The following is a 17719-nucleotide window of genomic DNA, read 5'->3' as shown; positions in this document are numbered from 1 at the left end:
GTAAACTCGTTCTCCCTGGCATACAGGTAACCGATCACCGCCTGCTCCCCGAAGGGGATGCGGCGGGCCTGGGCCAGGTAGCCCATCACCGCGTTGTCGCACAGGCGCTCAAAGGCGGTCAGCTCCCCGCTGCCGGGGGCGGTGAGGGCGGCGCCTGCGGCGGCCGCCTCGCTGAGGGGGCCCGCCCGGAACAGGGCGGCCAGGTCACTGCCCTTACCGGAAGTGAGAGTGTGTACCTCCACGTTGCCGCCGGGCAGCAGCACCTGATTGAGGAAATCGTTGCCCTTGCCCATGCGGGCACACCGGACGGCGGAGCGCAGGTTGGTGGAATCAATGAGCAGGCGGACATACCCCTCCAGGAAGGGACTGCCCACGGCCCTGGCGGCCTGGCTCATCTCGGCGAAGTAGGCCCGGTCCAGCACGAAGTCGGCCAGCTGGGGATCGTTGCCGCCGCTCAGCAGCTCCCGGGCCTGGACAATGGCCTGCCGGAAGGGATCGGTGAAGTCCCGCAGGTTGTCCCGCTGCCAGGCCTCCTTGATCTGCCCGGCGGTCCAGCGGCCGCCCTCCATCAGCAGCCGGTCGGGATCGGCCCCTACGGCAGCGGCCTTGATGAGGGTCTTGGCGTTGTGGTAGTCGTATTTCATCTGGAACACGTCCACCAGCCGCTTGTCGGGCACCGCGCCCTTCAGTTCCTTGTACAGAGCAGCCCGGGCGGCGGAGAGCAGTTCGTCCAGAGCGGCATGGGTGAGGGCGGTCAACTCCCCGTAGCCGCACTCGGTGAGGACCTTGGCGGCCTCGTCGTCGGTGCGGGCGTCCAGCATCCGCTCCATCCGCTCCCGGGTGAGGAGACGGTTCTCCATGGCCCGGATACGGGCGGATATGGTCAGATAGTCGGTATCTTTGATTTTAGCCAAAATGTTGCCTCCTTACTTGCAAGGAGCGCATCAGTCGAAGAGCACCTTGGCCACCTCGCGGTCCATTTCGCCCCGCTGGAGGCGCACCAGCGTCTCAAAGGTGCAGTTGACCTCCACGTCCCCGTCGCTGAGGATGAGGCCCCCCTGAATGGGGCGGGACTGCTCGGACATGGTCAGCCGTCCGTCGCCCAGCTTCTCGTTGGCCTGGGTGACCACGGCCTTGCCGTAACGGGCGCGGTCCTTCTGGGAGAAGATGACCGCCTCCCGGCCGGTGGAGGAGGCGCGTACCGCCAGGTCGGCCAGCAGCTTCACATACTCCTTGTCGGGCAGGTTCACCAGCTTCTCCAGCGCCAGGTCATAGGCCTTGGAGAGCATTTCCTGCTTGGCGGCCAGCTCCAGCTTGCGGGCGTCCAGTTGGGCCACGCTGGCCAGCCGCTCCACCCGCTCATCGGCGTTGCGGCGGCCCCGGGACAGGATCTCCTCGCTCTCCCGCCGGGCCTGAGCCTCATACCGGGCCGTGATCTCGTCGGCCTGACGGCGGGCCTCGGCGTTGATGTCGTCGATCTCCCGTCCGGCGTCAGCCGCGATGCGTCCGGTGATTTTTTCAATTCCGTCCATAGTCTACCTCTGGCTCAGAAGCCGAACATGATCATCAGGAAGGAGATGAGCAGAGACAGGATGGCGTAGAACTCCACGATGATACAGAGCACCATGCCCTTGGACCAGTCGTTGGGGTTCTTGGCCACGATGCCCACGGAGGCGGCGGCCACCCGGCCCTGAGCGATGCCGGAGAGCAGACCGCCGAGGGCCATGGGGATGCAGGCGGCCAAGACGATGAGGCCCTGAGCGATGGTCAGCTCGCCCACGGTACCGTCAAACAGCCCCATCTTCATCAGGGCCAGGAAGCCAATGACCAGGCCGTACAGGCCCTGGGTGCCGGGGATCACCTGCAGGATCATACACTTGGAGAACTGAGAGGGGTCCTCGGCCAGCAGGCCGGCGCCCGCCTCACCGGCCAGGCCGGTACCCTTGGCGGAACCAACGCAGGCCAGGCCCGCGGCAAGAGCGGCGCCCAGGAAACCAAAGAACGCGCCAGCGTATTGGGTCAGAAATTCACCGAATGTCATGTTACTCTTCCTCCTTAATGTCGACATACTTTGTCGCAATGTTCAGGGGCCGCCAGGGGCGTCCGCCCTCTTCATAGAACTGCTTGAAAAATTCCAGGTATTGCAGACGGGACGTGTGGACGTAGGTGCCGATCACGTTCAGGCCGATGTTGAAGGCGTGACCGATGATGAAGATGATAAAGAAGATGGGGATGCCGATGGCCGGGGGCAGTCCGCCGCCGGGCATGGCGCCCAGGATGTTGAACACCTGGCCGATGACCGAACCGGCCAGCATCATCACCATCAGACGGGAGTAGGAGAGGATGTCTCCGAAGTAGCCCGTCACGCCGTTGTACACCGCGCCGATGATGGCGGTCACCTTGCCGAAGCCCTTGGCGTTTCTGGCCTGGCCCAGCAGCATCAGGCAGCCGATGATGAGCACCACCGGGTAGCCCGCCACATTGCCCACATTCAGCGCGAACAGGGCGATACCCACAAAGATGACCCACCAGGTACCGATATCCAGGATGGCGTCCACCACCTGGCCCCGGCGGCACAGCATCCAGAATTTCACCGCCATGCCCACCAGGATCTGCACAAAGCCCACGGCCAGCGCAAAGACCAGCACGGTCATGGGGTCGCCCATGACGTTGAGCAGGGGGCCGGGCACGCCCGTCGCCCCCTCGGGCACCGACAGGAAGGGGATCACCGGCTGGGACAGGCCCAGCATGTTGGTGAACTGATACAGGAAGTCGGAGAAGAAGCCGCCGGTAAAGAAGCCGATGACAGCAGAGGAAATGCCGCACATGATCATCAGCCGGATCAGCTGTCCGAAGCCCCCCTTGGGGTGGACCTTGTGGTTGATGAAGGCGCAGGCCCCCGCCAGGATCAGGCCGTAGCCCAGATCAGCGAACATAAACCCGAAGAAGAAGATATAGAAGGGGGCCATCAGCCCGTTGGGGTCCACGCCGTCATAGGCGGGCAGGGAATACATCTCGGTAATGGTGGTCAGCGGCTCGGTAAAGCGGTTGTTCTTCAGCTTCACCGGCACCACCGGATAGTCCTCGGCTGCCGGGTCCTGGGTCTCCCAGCAGCAGGTGTACTGCCCCAACCGCTCCAGCAGCTTTTTCTCGTCGGGGACAGGCACCCAGCCCTCCAGGAAGAAGGCGGAACTGCTGTCCAGCAGACGGCAGCGGGCCTCCTCCCGGGCGATCTCCTGATCGGCCCTGTCCAGGCACCGCTCCAGAGCGCCCTTTTTGGAGGCGTATTCCCCCACCTGGTCGATGGTGGACTCCAGCGCACGGGCGGCGTCGGCCAGCTTTTCGTCCAGCCGCTTGTCGTTCTCCGCCGCCGTCCCCGTCCAGCCCCGCAGGGCCGCCCGGGAGAAGCCGTACTCCTTGAGCACCGCCTGGCAGTCCTCCTCCACGCTGCGGTGGCAGAGGAACACCAGATATTTCAGTTCGTTGTCCGCCCCCGCCCGCATGAGCTCATACAGGTCGGTGACCGCCCCCAGGGCCCCATCCATGGCGTCCAGATCGGTGGACGCGGCCACGGTGCCGAAGGACACCGCCACCTCCGGGGTAGAGGCCGTCTCCAGGGGGATATCCAGCGCCAGCCAGGGAGCCAGCGCCAGCTTTTGAGTCCGCAGTTTGTTCTGCTCGGCGTACAGAGCCGAGATCTTCCGCTCCAGGGCCACCAGCTGCCCGGCATCCGCCAGGCCGGTCCGGTAGGCCGCGTCGTCGAAGAGTTCTCCCTCTGTGATCACCGGTCTGGGGGTGAGGAGCCCGCCCTTCTGTTTGGGTCCGTACTTCTTCAGGGCTTTCAGGGCATTCTCCACGCTGGAACGGGCATCCCTGGCCTCGTTCAGCGCCCCGGTGTCCGGCCGCGTCAGACTGGCCCAGTCGGGGTCATCCTTGCGGTCCCCCGGCTCGTCGATCTCCACACAGCCCAAATGCTGAAGCAGCCGCAGCATGGACTCCCGCTCGGATTGCATTCCGATGAGCCGCAGCCGCTTCATTTTCACAATGGACATCAGTTCTTCACTACCCTTCTCACGATGCTCTCAGCGGCGTCGGCCAGACGGCCCTCCGCCTTGGAGCGCAGGGCGTCGCAGGCCTTCTGCGTCTGGGCGTTTACCTCGGCCGCGTGTTTGGCCGCCGTTTCCTCCGCCGAGCGCATAAATTCACGGACCTGGGCCTCGGCCTGAGCCCGGGCCTCCGCCAGCCGGGCCTTGCCGGCCCGCTCGGCCTCCGCCACGGTGCGCTTGGCCTCCGCCTGAGCTTCCGCCTTGCGCTGCTTGTTGGCCTGTTCCGCCTCAGTCACCTGCTTGATCGCTTCCAGAGACATACATTCACCGCCTTTCCCCATCTCTTGTCCCTCTGGACAATTTATCCGATGTTACTAGTCATGATACTTCAAACTGACCAAGATTGCAAGTTTAAAATTATCAGTTCAATTTTTGGCCTTTCTTTTTTTCAGCTTTTTTTGCATAGTTTTTATCCCTTTATTCCCGCCGTCTTTATCAATTATGCCTGATTTTCCTCCGTTTTTTCCCTCATTTATTTTTGTGAATAATTTAACACAAAAATTTTTTTGTACATATTTTTTCTTTCAGGCTTTTAGCCGCTCCCCATAACTGGGCAAAAAAACGGCGCTGCCGCAATCATGCGGCAGCGCCGTTCAGAAATTGATCCCATCAGTCGTCGCTGAGGTAATAGGGCTTCATCAGGCTGGGCTGCTCGGTGGAGTCCTTCTGGCCGTTGGTCCGCAGCACGATCTCCGGCGGACGGCCTGCGCGGCCTCTGCCGCCGTGCTTTTTCCGTCCGCTCTTGGGCGCGGGGGCGGAGGCGGAGGACTGGGCTGCGGCCTGCTTCTTACCCTGGGCCTTGGGCTGCTTCTGGGGAGCCTTCTCCTGAGGGGTCTGCTTCTCCCTGGGCTGCTTTTCCTTGGGCCGCTTCTCCTTCCGGTTCTCCTTTTTCTCAGGCCGGGGCGCGGGCTTCCGGGGTGCCAGCAGCCGGGCGGTGGCATCCATAATGATGTCGCTGGCCAGGGGGTCGGGCCGGCGGAAATCGGCAAAGGCCGGCTCGGGGGCGGCGGGGCGGGCGGGCGCGGTGGCCACCAGGGCCTCCTCCAGGGTCGCGCTGTTGCGCACCCCCCGCTTGGACTTCTTCTTTTTCTCCGGCTGGGCGGGGGCGGGCTGTTCCGCCGCCTCAGCCGCCTTCTGGGCAGCCTTGGCCTTGCGCTCGGCAGCGGCGGCCTTGTTGGCGGCGTCCCGCTGGCGGCGCTTCTCCTTGGCGGCGGCCCGGGCCTCGGCGTCCTCCGGGTTGATGATCCGGCCCTTTTTATCCTTGGGCAGGGGTTCAAAGACCTCCATGGGCCAGGGGTGGCCCTCCACCACCGGGATGGCACGGCCCAGCAGCTTCTGGATGCTCTTGAGCTCCTCCTTCTCATTGATGTCGCAGAAGGAGATGGCGGTACCGCCCCGGCCCGCCCGGCCGGTACGGCCGATGCGGTGGACGTAGGTCTCAGGCACGTCGGGCAGGTTGTAGTTGAACACATGGGACAGCTCATCAATGTCCAGACCCCGGGCGGCAATGTCGGTGGCCACCAGGGCGCGGACCTGTCCGCTCTTGAAGTCGGCCAGGGCCTGCTGCCGGGCGGTCTGGCTCTTGTTGCCGTGGATGGCGGCGGCGGCGATGCCCGCCTTCACCAGATCCCCGGCCACCTTGTTGGCGCCGTGCTTGGTGCGGGTGAACACCAGGGCGTTCTTCACGTCGGGCTCCAGGATCAGGGAAGCCAGCAGCTTGGTCTTGTTGCCCCGGTCCACATAGTAGAGCTTCTGGTCGATGACCTCCACCGGGGAGGACACCGGGTTCACCGCCACCTTTACCGGGTTTACCAGCAGGGAATCCACCAGTCCCTGGACCTCCGGGGGCATGGTAGCAGAAAAGAAGAGGGTCTGCTTCTTCTTGGGCAGCCAGCCCAGGATGCGGCGGACATCGTGGATAAAGCCCATGTCCAGCATCCGGTCGGCCTCGTCCAGTACAAAGACCTCCAGCCTGGACAGGTCCACGAATTTCTGGTTGTACAGGTCGCCCAAGCGGCCGGGGGTAGCCACCAGGATGTCCACGCCCTTTTTCAGCTGCTCCACCTGGGGGTTCTGGCCCACGCCGCCGAAGATGACGGCGGAGCGGAGGGGCAGGTGGCGGCTGTAGGCCACGATATTCTCCTGAATCTGGAGGGCCAGCTCCCGGGTGGGGGTAAGGACGAGGGCCCGGATACCCTTGCCCCTGGTTCCGCTCAGCCGCTGGAGGATGGGTGCGGCAAAGGCGCAGGTCTTGCCGGTGCCGGTCTGGGCGCAGCCCAGCACATCTCTGCCCGCCAAAGCGGGGGGGATGGCCTTTTCCTGAATGGGGGAGGGGCGTTCATACCCCTGTTCGGCCAGCGCCTTCAGGATGGGCGCTTTCAGGCCGAGGTCCTGGAATGTCATGCGGTTCGTTCCTTTCCTCAGAAATGCCCCTTCCGCGCCGGGGGCACAAAAAATAAAACTGCCGCGCGGAGGCAGAAAAAACACGACGAAGCCCGCCGGCCAGCCGGCGGGCATTTCGTACATGATCGTTTACTGGAATATAGTATATCATTATTTCAAAAAAATACAAGGGGCGGTCAGCCCAGCCGGGCCACCACTGCCGCCACCGTCTGCTCCAGGGTATTTCCCCCCGTCACATCCACCGTCAGGTCGGCGTATTTGCGGTACAGAGGCTCCCGGGCGGCGTACACGTCGGCCAGCGTCTGGCCGGGGGACATGGCAATGCCCCGGGTGGTAATGTTGCGGATGCGCCGCTCCAGCTCCTCCAGAGGCACATGGAGATACACCACCAGCCCCAGCTCCTTGAGATGGCGGGCGGCCTCCTCCCGGCAAATTGCGCTGCCGCCGGGGGCGATGACGGTGCGGGTACAGTCCAGATCCCGGATGACGCCCTCCTCCACGTCCAGGAAGGCCTCCACGCCCCGCTGGTCCAGGATGTCCTGGAGCAGGGCGCCCTCCCGCTGCTGGATGAGCAGATCGGCGTCCACAAAGCGATAGCCCAGCGTCTTGGCCAGCAGCACCCCCACGGTGCTCTTGCCCGAGCCGGGCATTCCGATCAAGGTAACGTTTTGATACTCCACAGCGGGGTCATCCTTTCCCATGTCATGATCTTTGCCAGTATATCAAATCTTTTCCCCGGTTGCAAGGAAAATAGCCCCTTTTTCTGAACCCTGCGGTTTCACATTTTCTCTCAAAAAAGTGCTTGCAAAAATCGAACGTATGTTGTATACTGAGTGCGAACAAAAGTTCTAATGCTGTGTGGGGAACTTTTTGCCGCTCTGCGCCGTCAGAAAAGTACAAGGGTCCTTGCAAAGTACGTTTTATAGGACACCTTATCCCGTATACTGGGATCAAACGCCGGAACAACAGGAGGGAAACGGTATGGAGACCATTTATCTGAATCTGGACGCCAGACGGATCACAGGATACGCAAGTGAGTCGGACCAAAAGGCCTGCGTGGGTCAGGAGACGGTGTGCTATACCGTACTGCCCCGGCGGAAGTCCGCCTGCCTGGAGGGAAAGGTGCTGGACTTTGAGGCCTGCCGCCGGGCCCTGGAAGGGGAGCCTGCGGTGGAAGAGGTCCCGGAGGAACTCTCCGCGCCGGAGGAGCCCACCCGGCCCCGCCGCGGGCTGGACCTGGCCCTGGCCGCCGATCTCATCGCGTCGGCGGGGATGCTCACCGCCGTGGCGGCGGTGGCGGCCCGGTTCTTCCTGGGGTAATCGAAAACAGAACGCAGGACATCCAAAGGATGTCCTGCGTTTTTGTTCTTATGAAATCCAGAAACCGGCCCTTCGGGCCGGCGGCGCTTTTGCCCTGAGCATTTTAATTTCCCAGGAATGAAAAAAGAAACAGCACTCCGAATGGAGTGCTGTTTCTTTTTTCTGGAGCAGGTGACGAGGCTCGAACTCGCTACCTCCACCTTGGCAAGGTGGCGCTCTACCAGATGAGCTACACCTGCAAGCGACGGATGTTATTATAGCAATCCGTGCCGCCAATGTCAAGGGAATTTTTCAATTTTTTATTTTTTCTTTTCAGGCCTCCTGGTCCTGCCATTGATAGCCCATTTCAGCCATTTGGGCCGCCGTCCAGGTCTGGCTGGTACTGCGGCTCAGATCCACCCACACGGTCTGGCCGTTGCGGCTCACCTGATTGAAAAAGTGGGGCTTTCCCTGCAGGGTACCCTCTACGATCTGTCCCTTCAGGCCCAGGCCGTCGCACAGCAGCTGGAAGGCCAGGGCCAGGCCCTCATCATTGGCGCCCTTCCCCACCAGCGCGTCCCAGGCGGTGGCACCGCCGGTTTTCAGGTCCACCTGCACCACGTTGGGCAGCGTCCCCATCAGCAGGTCCAGCCGCCGGCTGGCGATCTGGTGCTGGATGGGGGTGAGGATGGCCGCCGACTTCTCCTGAAGCTGCTGGCGCTTCTGCTGGAGGGCCGTGGGCTCCTCCGGGTAGTCCAGCAGGATCTCCACGATGCGCTGGGTGCCGGTGTCGGTTTTGGGATAGAGCTCCACCGAGCACTCCGGCATCCCCAGAGCGGTCTCAGGGGTGTCATAGTAAGCCTGGCGCACCTGTTCCTCCACCGCGGCGGCATCCCCGGTAAAGTAGCCCACCCGCAGAGCCAGTTCGGTCTTGAAAGCCGACAGGGCCTGGACCGCCTCCTCCCGAATGGCGCTGGTGCCGGTGATGTTCACCAGGCTGCTCACCTGCTCGGGGGAGCGGCGGTAGGAGATGGTGATGGTGGCCTCATAGGTGGTGATGATGGTGGTATAGTCGTTCTTGATGAAGTCCACCGCATAGGCCCCCAGGGGGTCGTCCTTGGCCACCTCCAGGCAGGCCCGGTTCAGGTCGTCCTCCACGTCGCCGTTATAGTCGGTGATCTGGATGACGCCCTCCTCCACCCCCTGGGAGACAAAGAACAGCACGCCGTTGACCAGCTCAGAGTAGGTGCTGGCCTTGATGGTGGACTCATTTTCGCCCAGTGCGGGATGCTCCGCGTGGGGCTCCACCACCGTATAGGCCTGCCCCGACAGGGAGCACCCGCCCAGCAGCAGAGCCAGACTCAGGGCCAGAGCCGGTATGTACTTTTTCACAGGCCCCGCCCCCTTTCCTCACTCAAAAGCCCAGGTCCTCGTCGATCAGTACCACCTCGGTACGTCCGATGCCGTTGGATGCCTGCCACAGCACCGTCATGCCCCGGCACAGCCGCTCGGGGCTGCTGCAGTCGTAGCACTTGTCCCCCTTGACGGCGCAGGGGGTCTTGCGCTGGAGGCGGATGGCGTTTTTAGGCGAGGCCACATTGCGGGCCCGCCACACCGCCCCGTCGTAGTTGGGAGCCAGCTTGTTGCGGCCCACCAACAGATAGAGCTCCTCATGGCCGAACACGGTAGAGGCAATGCGGTTGCCCACCCCGTCAATGTTCACCATCTCGCCGGTCTCCGCCAGAGCGTTCACCGAGCACAGGTAGACCTGGGTAAAGGCGGCATCCTCCTTGCGGTCCCCCTCCCAGTGGGAGACCACGGTGTTGTGGGCTTTGAGCCGGTCCAGAAGGCCCATCTCCCGGACGGTCACCGAACCGCCGATGCCGATGGTCCTGCCGTCCAGCTTACCGTCCAGATAGTCGGCGGCCTCCGCCGCCGTGGCAAAGCAGGACACGGTATAGCCCCGCTTCTCCAGGTTGGCCTTTACCTTGGTGAAATCCGTCATGGAAACCCTTCCTTTCTCTGCGGGAGTCAATTAAATATCATCCTTGCTGTAGGTGCGGAAGCCCTCGCCCAGCACATCGTGGGCGTCACACACAATGAGGAACGCCCGGGGATCGATCTCGTTGACCTTCTCCTTCAGGGGCACGATCTCCTTTTGCTTGAAGGCCACCATCAGCACCTTTTTTTCATTGCCGGAGTAGACTCCCTCGCCGTGGAGGAGGGTTGCTCCCCGGTCCATGGCAATGATGGCGTCGGCGATCTCCCGGTAGGAGTCGCTGATGATATAGGCCACCTTGGAGCTGTCCAGGCCGTACAGAACGGTGTCCATCACCTTGGTGGTGATATAGAGGGACACCACGCCGTACAGGGCGGTCTCCACCTTGTTAAAGGCCATGGCGGCCAGGGCAATGACGATGAAATCAGGGATCAGCACCAGAGTGCCCATGGGCAGCCAGGCAAACTTCAGCTTGAGCAGACGGGCAATGAGATCGGTGCCGCCGGTGGTAGCCCCCTTGGAAAACACCAGGCCAATGCCCGCCCCCAGCAAAACTCCGCCGAAGATGGAGGCCAGCATGGTATCCATGGGAGGGAAGCGGTAGATCATATCCAGCACGTCGATGGCAAAGGAGCTGAAGGTCATGGCGTACAGGGAGGACACCAGCAGGTGCCCCCCGATGTACTTCCACCCCAGGAAGAAGAGGGGTACGTTCATGACGAACACCATGGTGCCCACCGGCAGGACAGGGATAATGGCATTGAGCACCTGGCCCAGACCGGTGAGGCCACCCATGGCCACCAGGTTGGGGGCGTAGAAGATGTTAAAGGCCAGAGCGTACAGGATGGAGCCCAGTGTGATGATGGCATAGCTTTTTACATAATAACTCACAGTGTGTTTCAACGGGTATTCCTCATTTCTCTTCCAGAATCACAGCAGGCTGATCTGTTCCTCGCCCCGGTCCTCCTCCTTCAGCAGGGCGCCCGCCACCGGCAGGGACCGTGCCCGGTACCGGGCGGCGTTGACAATGGTGGTGTCCGTCAGCGGAACGGCCTTTTCCACCTTCCACTTGGGCTTGAGGGTCATGACGTTGACGCCCTGGGTGGAGCGGGTGGTCTTGGGTGTGAGTGCGGCGGTGTGGAACACCAGGCACCGGCCCTCGGTGGAGGTGACCGCCACCTCCAGGTCCTCCCTGATGTGGAGGGCAGCGGCCAGGGGAGACTTGTCGGAGTAGGCGCCGGTGAGCTTTCTCCGCTTGGTCTGCGTCTGGTAGGCGGCCACCTCTACCCGGGCCACCTTGCCGTTTTCAAAGAAGAAGAGCAGGTGTCCGGAGTAGTCGCTGGTGAGGCAGGCCCACACGAAGCTCTCCCCGGGGTCCATGCCCAGCTTGGTGGCCAAAAAGTCGCCCAGTACGCTGGCTTTGGCGTCGTCGAACTCGCTGAGGGGGGCCTTGTAGCACTGCTGCTTGTCGGTAAACACCAGCAGCATATCCCGGTTGTTCCCCTCCCAGTGCAGCCAGGGGCCGTCCCCCTCCTTGTACTTCTGCTCGCTGCTCATCCGCAGGGACTGGGGGGTGATCTTCTTGAAGTAGCCCTCCCTGGAGCAGAACACATGGACGGGATAGTCGGGGGTATCGTCCTCCTCCTCCACAGCGCCGGCGGCCTGATAGTCGTAGACGATCTCGGTGCGCCGGGGAGAGGCATACTTCTTTTTCACCGCCGCCAGCTCAGTGGTGATGATCTTCTTGATGCGGCCCGGGTTGTTGACGATGTCCTGGAGGTCGGCGATCTCCTCCTCCAGCCCGGCCACTTCTTCAATGCGCTTGAGGATATACTCCTTGTTGATGTTGCGCAGCTTGATGTCGGCCACGTATTCCGCCTGGACAGAGTCGATGCCGAAGCCGATCATCAGGTTGGGCACCACCTCGGCGTCCTCCTCGGTCTCCCGGATGATCTTGATGGCCCGGTCGATGTCCAGCAGGATCTTTTTCAGGCCCTTGAGCAGGTGGAGCTTCTCCTGCTTCTTCTTCATCACATAGTAGGTCCGGCGGCGCACGCCGTCCATCCGCCAGCCGGTCCACTCCTCCAGAATCTCGCCCACACCCATCACACGGGGCATCCCGGCAATGAGGATATTGAAGTTGCAGGAGCAGGCGTCCTGGAGGGTGGTGGACTTGAACAGCTTGGCCATCAGCTTGTCCGGGTCGGTGCCCCGCTTCAGGTCGATGGTGATTTTCAGGCCGTTCAGGTCGGTCTCGTCCCGCATATCGGCGATCTCTTTGATCTTGCCCGCCTTGATGAGCTCGGCCACCTTGTCCATGATGGCCTCCACCGTGGTGGTGTAGGGGATCTCATACACCTCAATGAGATTTTCACTCTTGAGGTAGCGCCACCGGGCCCGCACCTGGAAGGAGCCCCGGCCGGTGGCGTAGATCTGCTTTAAAGCGGCCTCATCGTACAAAAGCTCGCCGCCGGTGGGGAAATCGGGAGCTTTCAGATGCTCCATCAGGTTGACCTGTGGATTTTTCAAAAAGGCCGCCGCGGCGTCGCATACCTCCCCCAGGTTGAAGCCGCACAGGTTGGAGGCCATGCCCACGGCAATGCCCTGGTTGGCGCTCACCAGCACGTTGGGGAAGGTGGTGGGCAGCAGGGTGGGCTCCTTCATGGAGCCGTCGTAGTTGTCCACAAAGTCCACCGTATCCTGGTCGATGTCCCGGAAGAGCTCGGCGCAGATGGGGTCCAGCCGCACCTCGGTGTAACGGCTGGCCGCCCAGGCCATGTCCCGGGAGTACACCTTACCGAAGTTGCCCTTGGAGTCCACCAGGGGGTGGAGCAGGGCGCCGTAGCCCCGGGAGAGGCGCACCATGGTGTCGTAGATGGCAGCGTCGCCGTGGGGGTTGAGTTTCATGGTCTGGCCCACCACGTTGGCGCTCTTGGTGCGGCTGCCGCCCAGCAGGTGCATCTGGTACATGGTGTACAGCAGCTTGCGGTGGGAGGGCTTGAACCCGTCGATCTCCGGGATGGCCCGGGAGACGATAACGCTCATGGCGTAGGGCATATAGTTGAGCTCCAGCGTCTCGGTGATGGGCTGCTCCAGCACCTCGGGCCGCAGGCCCATAACGTTGGGGTTGTTGACCTTCTTCGCCCCCTCCTGGGGGTCCTTTTTCTTTGCCAATGGTATCAGTCCTTCTTGTCAGGTGGGGCCCGTCAGGCGGCGGGCGGGACAACGGCGTCCTCCGGCGGCAGCGTCTCGGGCCGCGCCGTGGTTTCCGTTATGGTGGAGGTGATGTTCACCACCAGTTTCATCTGATTTTTGATGTGATATTCCAGCTCCATGGTGCCCCGGCTGGCCGTTACAGTCCACTCCAGGGCAAGGCGGGTGGCGGGGGACCAGCTGCCCCCGTCCGGGGTCTGGACCCACAGAGCGCCCGAAACGGCGCCGCTGTCCTGAAAGGCGCACTCCAGCTTGAACTCCTCCGAGCCCATGTACCAGCCCATGGCGGCGGGGTCCATCTCCAGCACCCAGGCATTCCCCTGCCGGGTAAAGGCGTCGTCTCCCAGATAGATTGCCAGTTGATCCGCCCCGGCCAGGGCCTCCTCCCAGTAGAGGGCGGGGTCGTTGTACAGGCCGGTCTGTGCTGCATAGCTGTCAGCCAGCAGACTGCCCACGGTAATGCCGCCGGCCCGGAAGGTCAGAATCGTGTCTATCTCCTGGACCGACCCTTCGGGCAGGACGATCCAGCTGTTCTGTCCCAGGTCTGGCACGCCTGCGGCGGTGAGCAGCGCGGGCAGGAAGGAAGCGGTAAAGGCGGTGGAGCCGGTGGCGCTGTCGTACCGCAGCTCAATGTCTCCCCGTTCCAGCTCCTCCAGCGCTTCCACGATCTCCGGGTCCATTCCGTAGGTCGGGTCCATGGTACTCAGCATCTGGCTCAGCATCTGGGAGAGGTCATAGTTTACCCCAATTTGGGCGCCCTCCGGGCCGAACAGGCCGTCGGCGGTATAGGTGGCCTTGTAGGTCTGGTCGCCGTTGAGGCTGTCGAACAGGGTGAGGGTGATCTCCCCCTGTTCCCTGCTCTTCCAGCGTTCCCGCTGCCCGGCCTGGACATTCAGAATCTGGTTGAAGATGGTAAAGCGGCTGTCCACCGTCTCTGCCAGAGCGGCCGGGTCCATGAGCACGGCGGTCTCATAGACGGGGTCCCACCACACCAGGCAGCCCGCCGCCTCCGCTGTCTCCCGCAGAGGGACGTAGTCCCCCGTCAGGGTAAGGCCCAGAGTCTCTCCCAGCACATCGGCGGGCACATAGGTGACTCCCCGCTCGGCATAGGGCAGGGCGTCGCCCTCAAAGGCCAGATAAGCGCCGTTGACCATGATCCCCATCTGACCGGGGACCCAGCCCATGGACTGCTTCCAGCTGTCGGTGCTCTGCCACCCCTCCGAACCGTCGTAATAGAAGATATATTCCCAGGTCAGATAGGTCTCAAACTCCTGCCGGTCCAGCAGGTCGTAATCGTTCATAAACTCATCGGCCGTCTGGTAATAGGAATACTCCCGGGCAAAATACCCGTCCACGTCAAAGCCGTCCAGAACGAGGGGGTCCTCCGCCAGGGCCTGGTCGATCTCGTCCTGCATCTCCATGATATGGATCTGATGGTCCACAAAGTTCTGGAGCATATACGCCTCAAATTCCTGCCGGGTGGTCAGGCCGTAATCCTCCATAAAGGCCTCCACCGGCGGACGGTATTGGGTCCCATACATCCGCTGGAACCAGGCGTCGGCGTCGAACTGCTCCAGCACTCCGGGATGGGCGGCCTTGTATTCCTCCAGGAAGGCGGCCCTTTCCTCCTCATAGACGATCTGGAGGACCTGTTCCTCCAGCAGCATGGTGCGGACATACTCCTCCGACATCCCCCAGTCCTCCGCCATCTCCGCCACGCTTCCGTAGATCCAGATCTCCCGGACATAGGCGTCCAGACCGGCCTCCATCTGGGCGGTCTCCTCGGGATGGGCGGCCATCCAGGCGGCCGCCTTCTCATCCAGGGGGTATGCCTCCTCCGCCGGGGCGGCCAGGGCAGGCAGGGAAAGGGACAGGCTCAGCGCCAGCGTCAACAGGATCGTAAGCAGCTTCTTCATGGGAACCTCCTTTTCCTTTCACAGTGGTGGATGGTACCAAACGCCCCTGCGGGCGGCATGAGACGGAAAAAGGCGGGGGTCGCTCAGACACAGGTTCAGACGGGACACGGGGCGGCGCAGAGGCCGCCCCCGGCAGGGGAACCGCTGCACGGTGTGCAAGCGCTTCCAGGCCTGGATCACAGACTGCTCCGGCAGTCCGGACCGCCCCTGCTCAGTGGTTAGAATTATATCATTCCTTTCAAAAAAACGCAATTCATCGCCGTAAAGCGTCAAAACAAAGACCGGCGGCCCGCGCAACGCGCAGGCCGCCGGAAGGGTTTACTTCATGACGGGAATGGTGACGTAGGTGCCGGTGCGGTCCACCGTAAAGGCGGTGACAGTCTCGGGCCAGTAGGTAACCTCCGGGTCCACGGAGTAGAGCACCAGGGCCAGCTGGTGGCCGGCCTCCACGGTGTAGTCCATGGGCTGGAGCTCCAGCTGGAAGGTGTAGCACTCGCCGGGGGTCACTGTGTCCACATGGTAGATGGAGGTGCGGTTCTGGATATCCATCCAGCCCCGGGTGATGATCTTGTGGTCGGTCTGGGTCAGGGCGAACTGCTGCAGGTCCTTGGCCGTCAGGCCGCCGCCCTGCCACACCGCGCCGCTCTTCAGCGTCTCGGCTGCCACAGCCTCGCCGTACTGCTCCAGCATGACGGCCTTCATGCCGCCCTCGGGGGCCAGATCCACCAGCATGGCGCTGAGGATACCGGTGGGCTGGTCGGCGCTGGCCTTGATGGTGACGGTGGGGGTGCCGTTGATGTGCAGGTCCTCCTCCACGTCAAAGGCGAACACCAGGCTGGCGTCGGTGGTGCCGGAGATCACATCCTTCTCCCAGGCGTAGGCCATGTCGGTGCAGTACTCGATCCAGCCGTCGCCGGTGTCCGCCAGAGAGGTGTCAAAGCTGGTGGCGGACAGGTCGCTGGAAAAGGCCGCCTGGCCCTCCCCGGCGTCAAAGCGCACGGTGGTGTCGCTGCCCCAGCTGTCATAGCTGGCCCAGCTCAGGTCGGTGTTGCTCTGGATGCGGACGTTGGCCTCGTCCTCGGCGCCGTTGTCCACCCCGTACAGGTAGTGGGCATACCAGCGGCCCAGGATGCCGTTCAGGTCCAGGCCGTCGATCTGGTCGGGGGTCATGTGGGCGCCCTGGTGGAGGACCAGCTTGGCCTCCTGACCGGCAGACTGGAAGGCGTCGTACATCAGGTCAAACTGCTTGGGCCGCACGTTGAAGTCGTTGAGGCCGTGGATGATGAGGGCGGAGCAGTTCAGCTTCTCCGCGCCGTTGGTGTAGTTGCGCTCGTCCCAGAAGAAGTTGTAGTCGCCGGAGAGGGCGTCCTGATCCTGGATCATCTGGGCCTGATAGGCCTCATAGTCCCCCTGGATGGCGGCGTAATCCCCCTCATCCAGCTGGCGGGACATACAGTAGTCGGCCAGGATGTTGCAGTCGTCGCCGGGGTAGTACAGTCCGCCCGCCGCGGTGCCCTGGGAGCGGTAGTAGTCGTACCAGCTGGCGATGCCCGCCCGGGGCACGATGGTCTTAAGGCCCTCCACGCCGGTGGAGGCCACGGCGAAGGCGGTGGAACCGGCATAGGACTGGCCGCTCATGGCCACATTGCCGTTGGACCAGTCGGCCTTTACCTCAATGCCGGAGGTCTTGTCGGTGTAGGCCTTCACGCTCTCGTCGCCGGCCAGCCACTGCACCACCGCGGCAAAGGCGGCGGTCTCGTCGGCGCTGGCGCAGGTCTCAAAGCCGTCGGAGCCCAGGGTGCCCGGTCCGGCGCAGGACACATAGGCGTAGCCCCGCACCAGCCAGTAGTCATAGGAATCCACGTTCTCGGTGGTGGCCCACACATCGCCGCCGTCCCCGGCCTTGCCGGTGCCGGTCACGGTCTGCCGGGTCAGTTTGGCATCCTCGCTCTTACCGGCAGTCCAGTCCCAGTCCTCCTTGGTAGTGGTGGTGGACTGCTGGGCCTGGGTGAGCTTGGCGTCCACGATGTGGGCGTTCCAGGTGTCCAGGTCATAGGCGTCGGTGCAGCCGGCGGAGTAGGGCCGGGCCTCAAAAATGGTAGCGGCCTTCATGCCCTTGTCGGTGGCGGCGGGGCGCTGAATGAGCACCTTGACCAGGTCGGCCTTGCCGTCGCTGTCGGTGTCCACGGGGGTCTCCACATACACCACTTCCCGGATGATGGTGTCATAGGGGAAGATGGGCTGGGCCTCGCCGTTGACGAAAAGGGGCGCGGGAGTCTCGGCCTGGATGGTATCCCGGTACTGAGCGGCCAGCTCCGCCATCTCCTTCAGGGAGCTTTCGGTCAGTACGTCCCCTCCGGCCAGAGTCAGGCTGTGGGCCAGGGCGCTGTAATCGTTGGGCCAGGCGCCGATCTGCTGGTCGCTCAGGCCCGCCCAGCGCATCAGGGCGGTGGCCGCCTCCAGCGGGGTGGCGGTACGCTGGGGCTGGAAGGCTCCGCCGCCGCCCCCCTGCATCAGGCCCTTGTCCTGGAGCAGATTGGCGGCGCCCTGACAGGCCGCGTCATCCGCCACGTCGGTATAGACGCTGGGCTGGGCCTCGTAGGTCTCCAGCTCCTGGGTGTAGCCGCACAGCTCCACCAGCTGCTGTGCCAGCTCCCCCCGGGTCAGCCCCTGGTCAGCGGCCAAAGCGGGGGTGAGCAGGCTCCCGCAGAGCGCCAGGGTAAGACCACAAGAAAGCAATTTCCTCAAGATGATCCCTCCTGATCCAGATTTGTATTCTGTCG

At 62.9% G+C, this 17719-nt stretch carries 14 protein-coding genes and 1 tRNA gene; 1 reads left to right on the top strand and 14 read right to left on the bottom strand.

All coding sequences use genetic code 11. From position 1 onward, the window contains the following. The 7 genes from WHJ28_RS11095 to WHJ28_RS11065 form a co-directional block, all read right to left on the bottom strand. A partial coding sequence (locus WHJ28_RS11095; RefSeq protein ID WP_340042182.1) for a V-type ATPase subunit occupies positions 1-914 on the bottom strand: 914 nt, incomplete at its 3' end. 30 nt (positions 915-944) lie between these two features. After that, positions 945-1532: a V-type ATP synthase subunit E gene (locus WHJ28_RS11090; protein ID WP_340042181.1), complete on the bottom strand. Its 588-nt coding sequence runs from the start codon at positions 1530-1532 to the stop codon at positions 945-947. 14 nt (positions 1533-1546) lie between these two features. Then, the gene (locus WHJ28_RS11085; protein WP_340042180.1) at positions 1547-2041 is read right to left on the bottom strand and encodes a V-type ATP synthase subunit K; all 495 of its coding nucleotides are present in this window, start codon (positions 2039-2041) and stop codon (positions 1547-1549) included. Position 2042: 1 nt separating this feature from the next. Next, on the bottom strand, positions 2043-4052 hold the full coding sequence (locus WHJ28_RS11080; protein WP_340042179.1) for a V-type ATP synthase subunit I: 2010 nt from the start codon (positions 4050-4052) through the stop codon (positions 2043-2045). Next, positions 4052-4366: a V-type ATPase subunit subunit G family protein gene (locus WHJ28_RS11075; protein ID WP_087270957.1), complete on the bottom strand. Its 315-nt coding sequence runs from the start codon at positions 4364-4366 to the stop codon at positions 4052-4054. Before WHJ28_RS11075 ends, WHJ28_RS11080 begins: the two co-directional genes overlap by 1 nt. A gap of 349 nt (positions 4367-4715) precedes the next feature. Continuing rightward, entirely contained in the window at positions 4716-6509 is a 1794-nt protein-coding gene (locus WHJ28_RS11070) for a DEAD/DEAH box helicase (protein ID WP_340042178.1), read from the bottom strand. 176 nt (positions 6510-6685) lie between these two features. Further along, on the bottom strand, positions 6686-7210 hold the full coding sequence (locus WHJ28_RS11065) for a shikimate kinase (protein WP_340042177.1): 525 nt from the start codon (positions 7208-7210) through the stop codon (positions 6686-6688). Positions 7211-7490: 280 nt separating this feature from the next. On the opposite strand from WHJ28_RS11065, the gene WHJ28_RS11060 reads away from it, so the two are divergent. Then, positions 7491-7829 (top strand): hypothetical protein, encoded by a 339-nt coding sequence (locus WHJ28_RS11060; RefSeq protein ID WP_340042176.1) that lies wholly within the window; start codon positions 7491-7493, stop codon positions 7827-7829. 163 nt (positions 7830-7992) lie between these two features. Here WHJ28_RS11060 and WHJ28_RS11055 read toward each other — a convergent pair. The 7 genes from WHJ28_RS11055 to WHJ28_RS11025 form a co-directional block, all read right to left on the bottom strand. Further along, positions 7993-8068 (bottom strand) — tRNA-Gly (locus WHJ28_RS11055). Positions 8069-8141: 73 nt separating this feature from the next. Continuing rightward, positions 8142-9200, bottom strand: a complete 1059-nt coding sequence (locus tag WHJ28_RS11050; RefSeq protein WP_340042175.1) for a hypothetical protein — start codon at positions 9198-9200, stop codon at positions 8142-8144. A gap of 22 nt (positions 9201-9222) precedes the next feature. Continuing rightward, entirely contained in the window at positions 9223-9813 is a 591-nt protein-coding gene (locus tag WHJ28_RS11045; protein ID WP_340042174.1) for a lactate utilization protein, read from the bottom strand. A gap of 30 nt (positions 9814-9843) precedes the next feature. Further along, on the bottom strand, positions 9844-10710 hold the full coding sequence (locus WHJ28_RS11040; protein WP_340042173.1) for a YitT family protein: 867 nt from the start codon (positions 10708-10710) through the stop codon (positions 9844-9846). A 27-nt stretch (positions 10711-10737) separates the two neighbouring features. Further along, complete coding sequence (locus WHJ28_RS11035; protein ID WP_340042172.1) at positions 10738-12981, bottom strand: DNA gyrase subunit A; 2244 nt, start codon at positions 12979-12981, stop codon at positions 10738-10740. A gap of 32 nt (positions 12982-13013) precedes the next feature. Continuing rightward, positions 13014-14936: a hypothetical protein gene (locus tag WHJ28_RS11030; RefSeq protein ID WP_340042171.1), complete on the bottom strand. Its 1923-nt coding sequence runs from the start codon at positions 14934-14936 to the stop codon at positions 13014-13016. 318 nt (positions 14937-15254) lie between these two features. Continuing rightward, complete coding sequence (locus tag WHJ28_RS11025; protein WP_340042170.1) at positions 15255-17684, bottom strand: Xaa-Pro dipeptidyl-peptidase; 2430 nt, start codon at positions 17682-17684, stop codon at positions 15255-15257. Between the last annotated feature and the right edge of the window lie 35 nt (positions 17685-17719).

Source organism: Flavonifractor porci (assembly GCF_037572415.1).
Taxonomy (GTDB): domain Bacteria; phylum Bacillota; class Clostridia; order Oscillospirales; family Oscillospiraceae; genus Flavonifractor; species Flavonifractor porci.
This window is presented reverse-complemented; position numbering and strand designations above follow the sequence as displayed.

What these genes read in the sequence shown, in the direction of transcription:
- WHJ28_RS11090 (WP_340042181.1), bottom strand. Translation starts at nt 1,532, where the DNA reads ATGGACGGAATTGAAAAAATCACCGGACGCATCGCGGCTGACGCCGGA.
- WHJ28_RS11060 (WP_340042176.1), top strand. Translation starts at nt 7,491, where the DNA reads ATGGAGACCATTTATCTGAATCTGGACGCCAGACGGATCACAGGATAC.
- WHJ28_RS11075 (WP_087270957.1), bottom strand. Translation starts at nt 4,366, where the DNA reads ATGTCTCTGGAAGCGATCAAGCAGGTGACTGAGGCGGAACAGGCCAAC.
- WHJ28_RS11045 (WP_340042174.1), bottom strand. Translation starts at nt 9,813, where the DNA reads ATGACGGATTTCACCAAGGTAAAGGCCAACCTGGAGAAGCGGGGCTAT.
- WHJ28_RS11085 (WP_340042180.1), bottom strand. Translation starts at nt 2,041, where the DNA reads ATGACATTCGGTGAATTTCTGACCCAATACGCTGGCGCGTTCTTTGGT.
- WHJ28_RS11030 (WP_340042171.1), bottom strand. Translation starts at nt 14,936, where the DNA reads ATGAAGAAGCTGCTTACGATCCTGTTGACGCTGGCGCTGAGCCTGTCC.
- WHJ28_RS11065 (WP_340042177.1), bottom strand. Translation starts at nt 7,210, where the DNA reads ATGGGAAAGGATGACCCCGCTGTGGAGTATCAAAACGTTACCTTGATC.
- WHJ28_RS11070 (WP_340042178.1), bottom strand. Translation starts at nt 6,509, where the DNA reads ATGACATTCCAGGACCTCGGCCTGAAAGCGCCCATCCTGAAGGCGCTG.
- WHJ28_RS11080 (WP_340042179.1), bottom strand. Translation starts at nt 4,052, where the DNA reads ATGTCCATTGTGAAAATGAAGCGGCTGCGGCTCATCGGAATGCAATCC.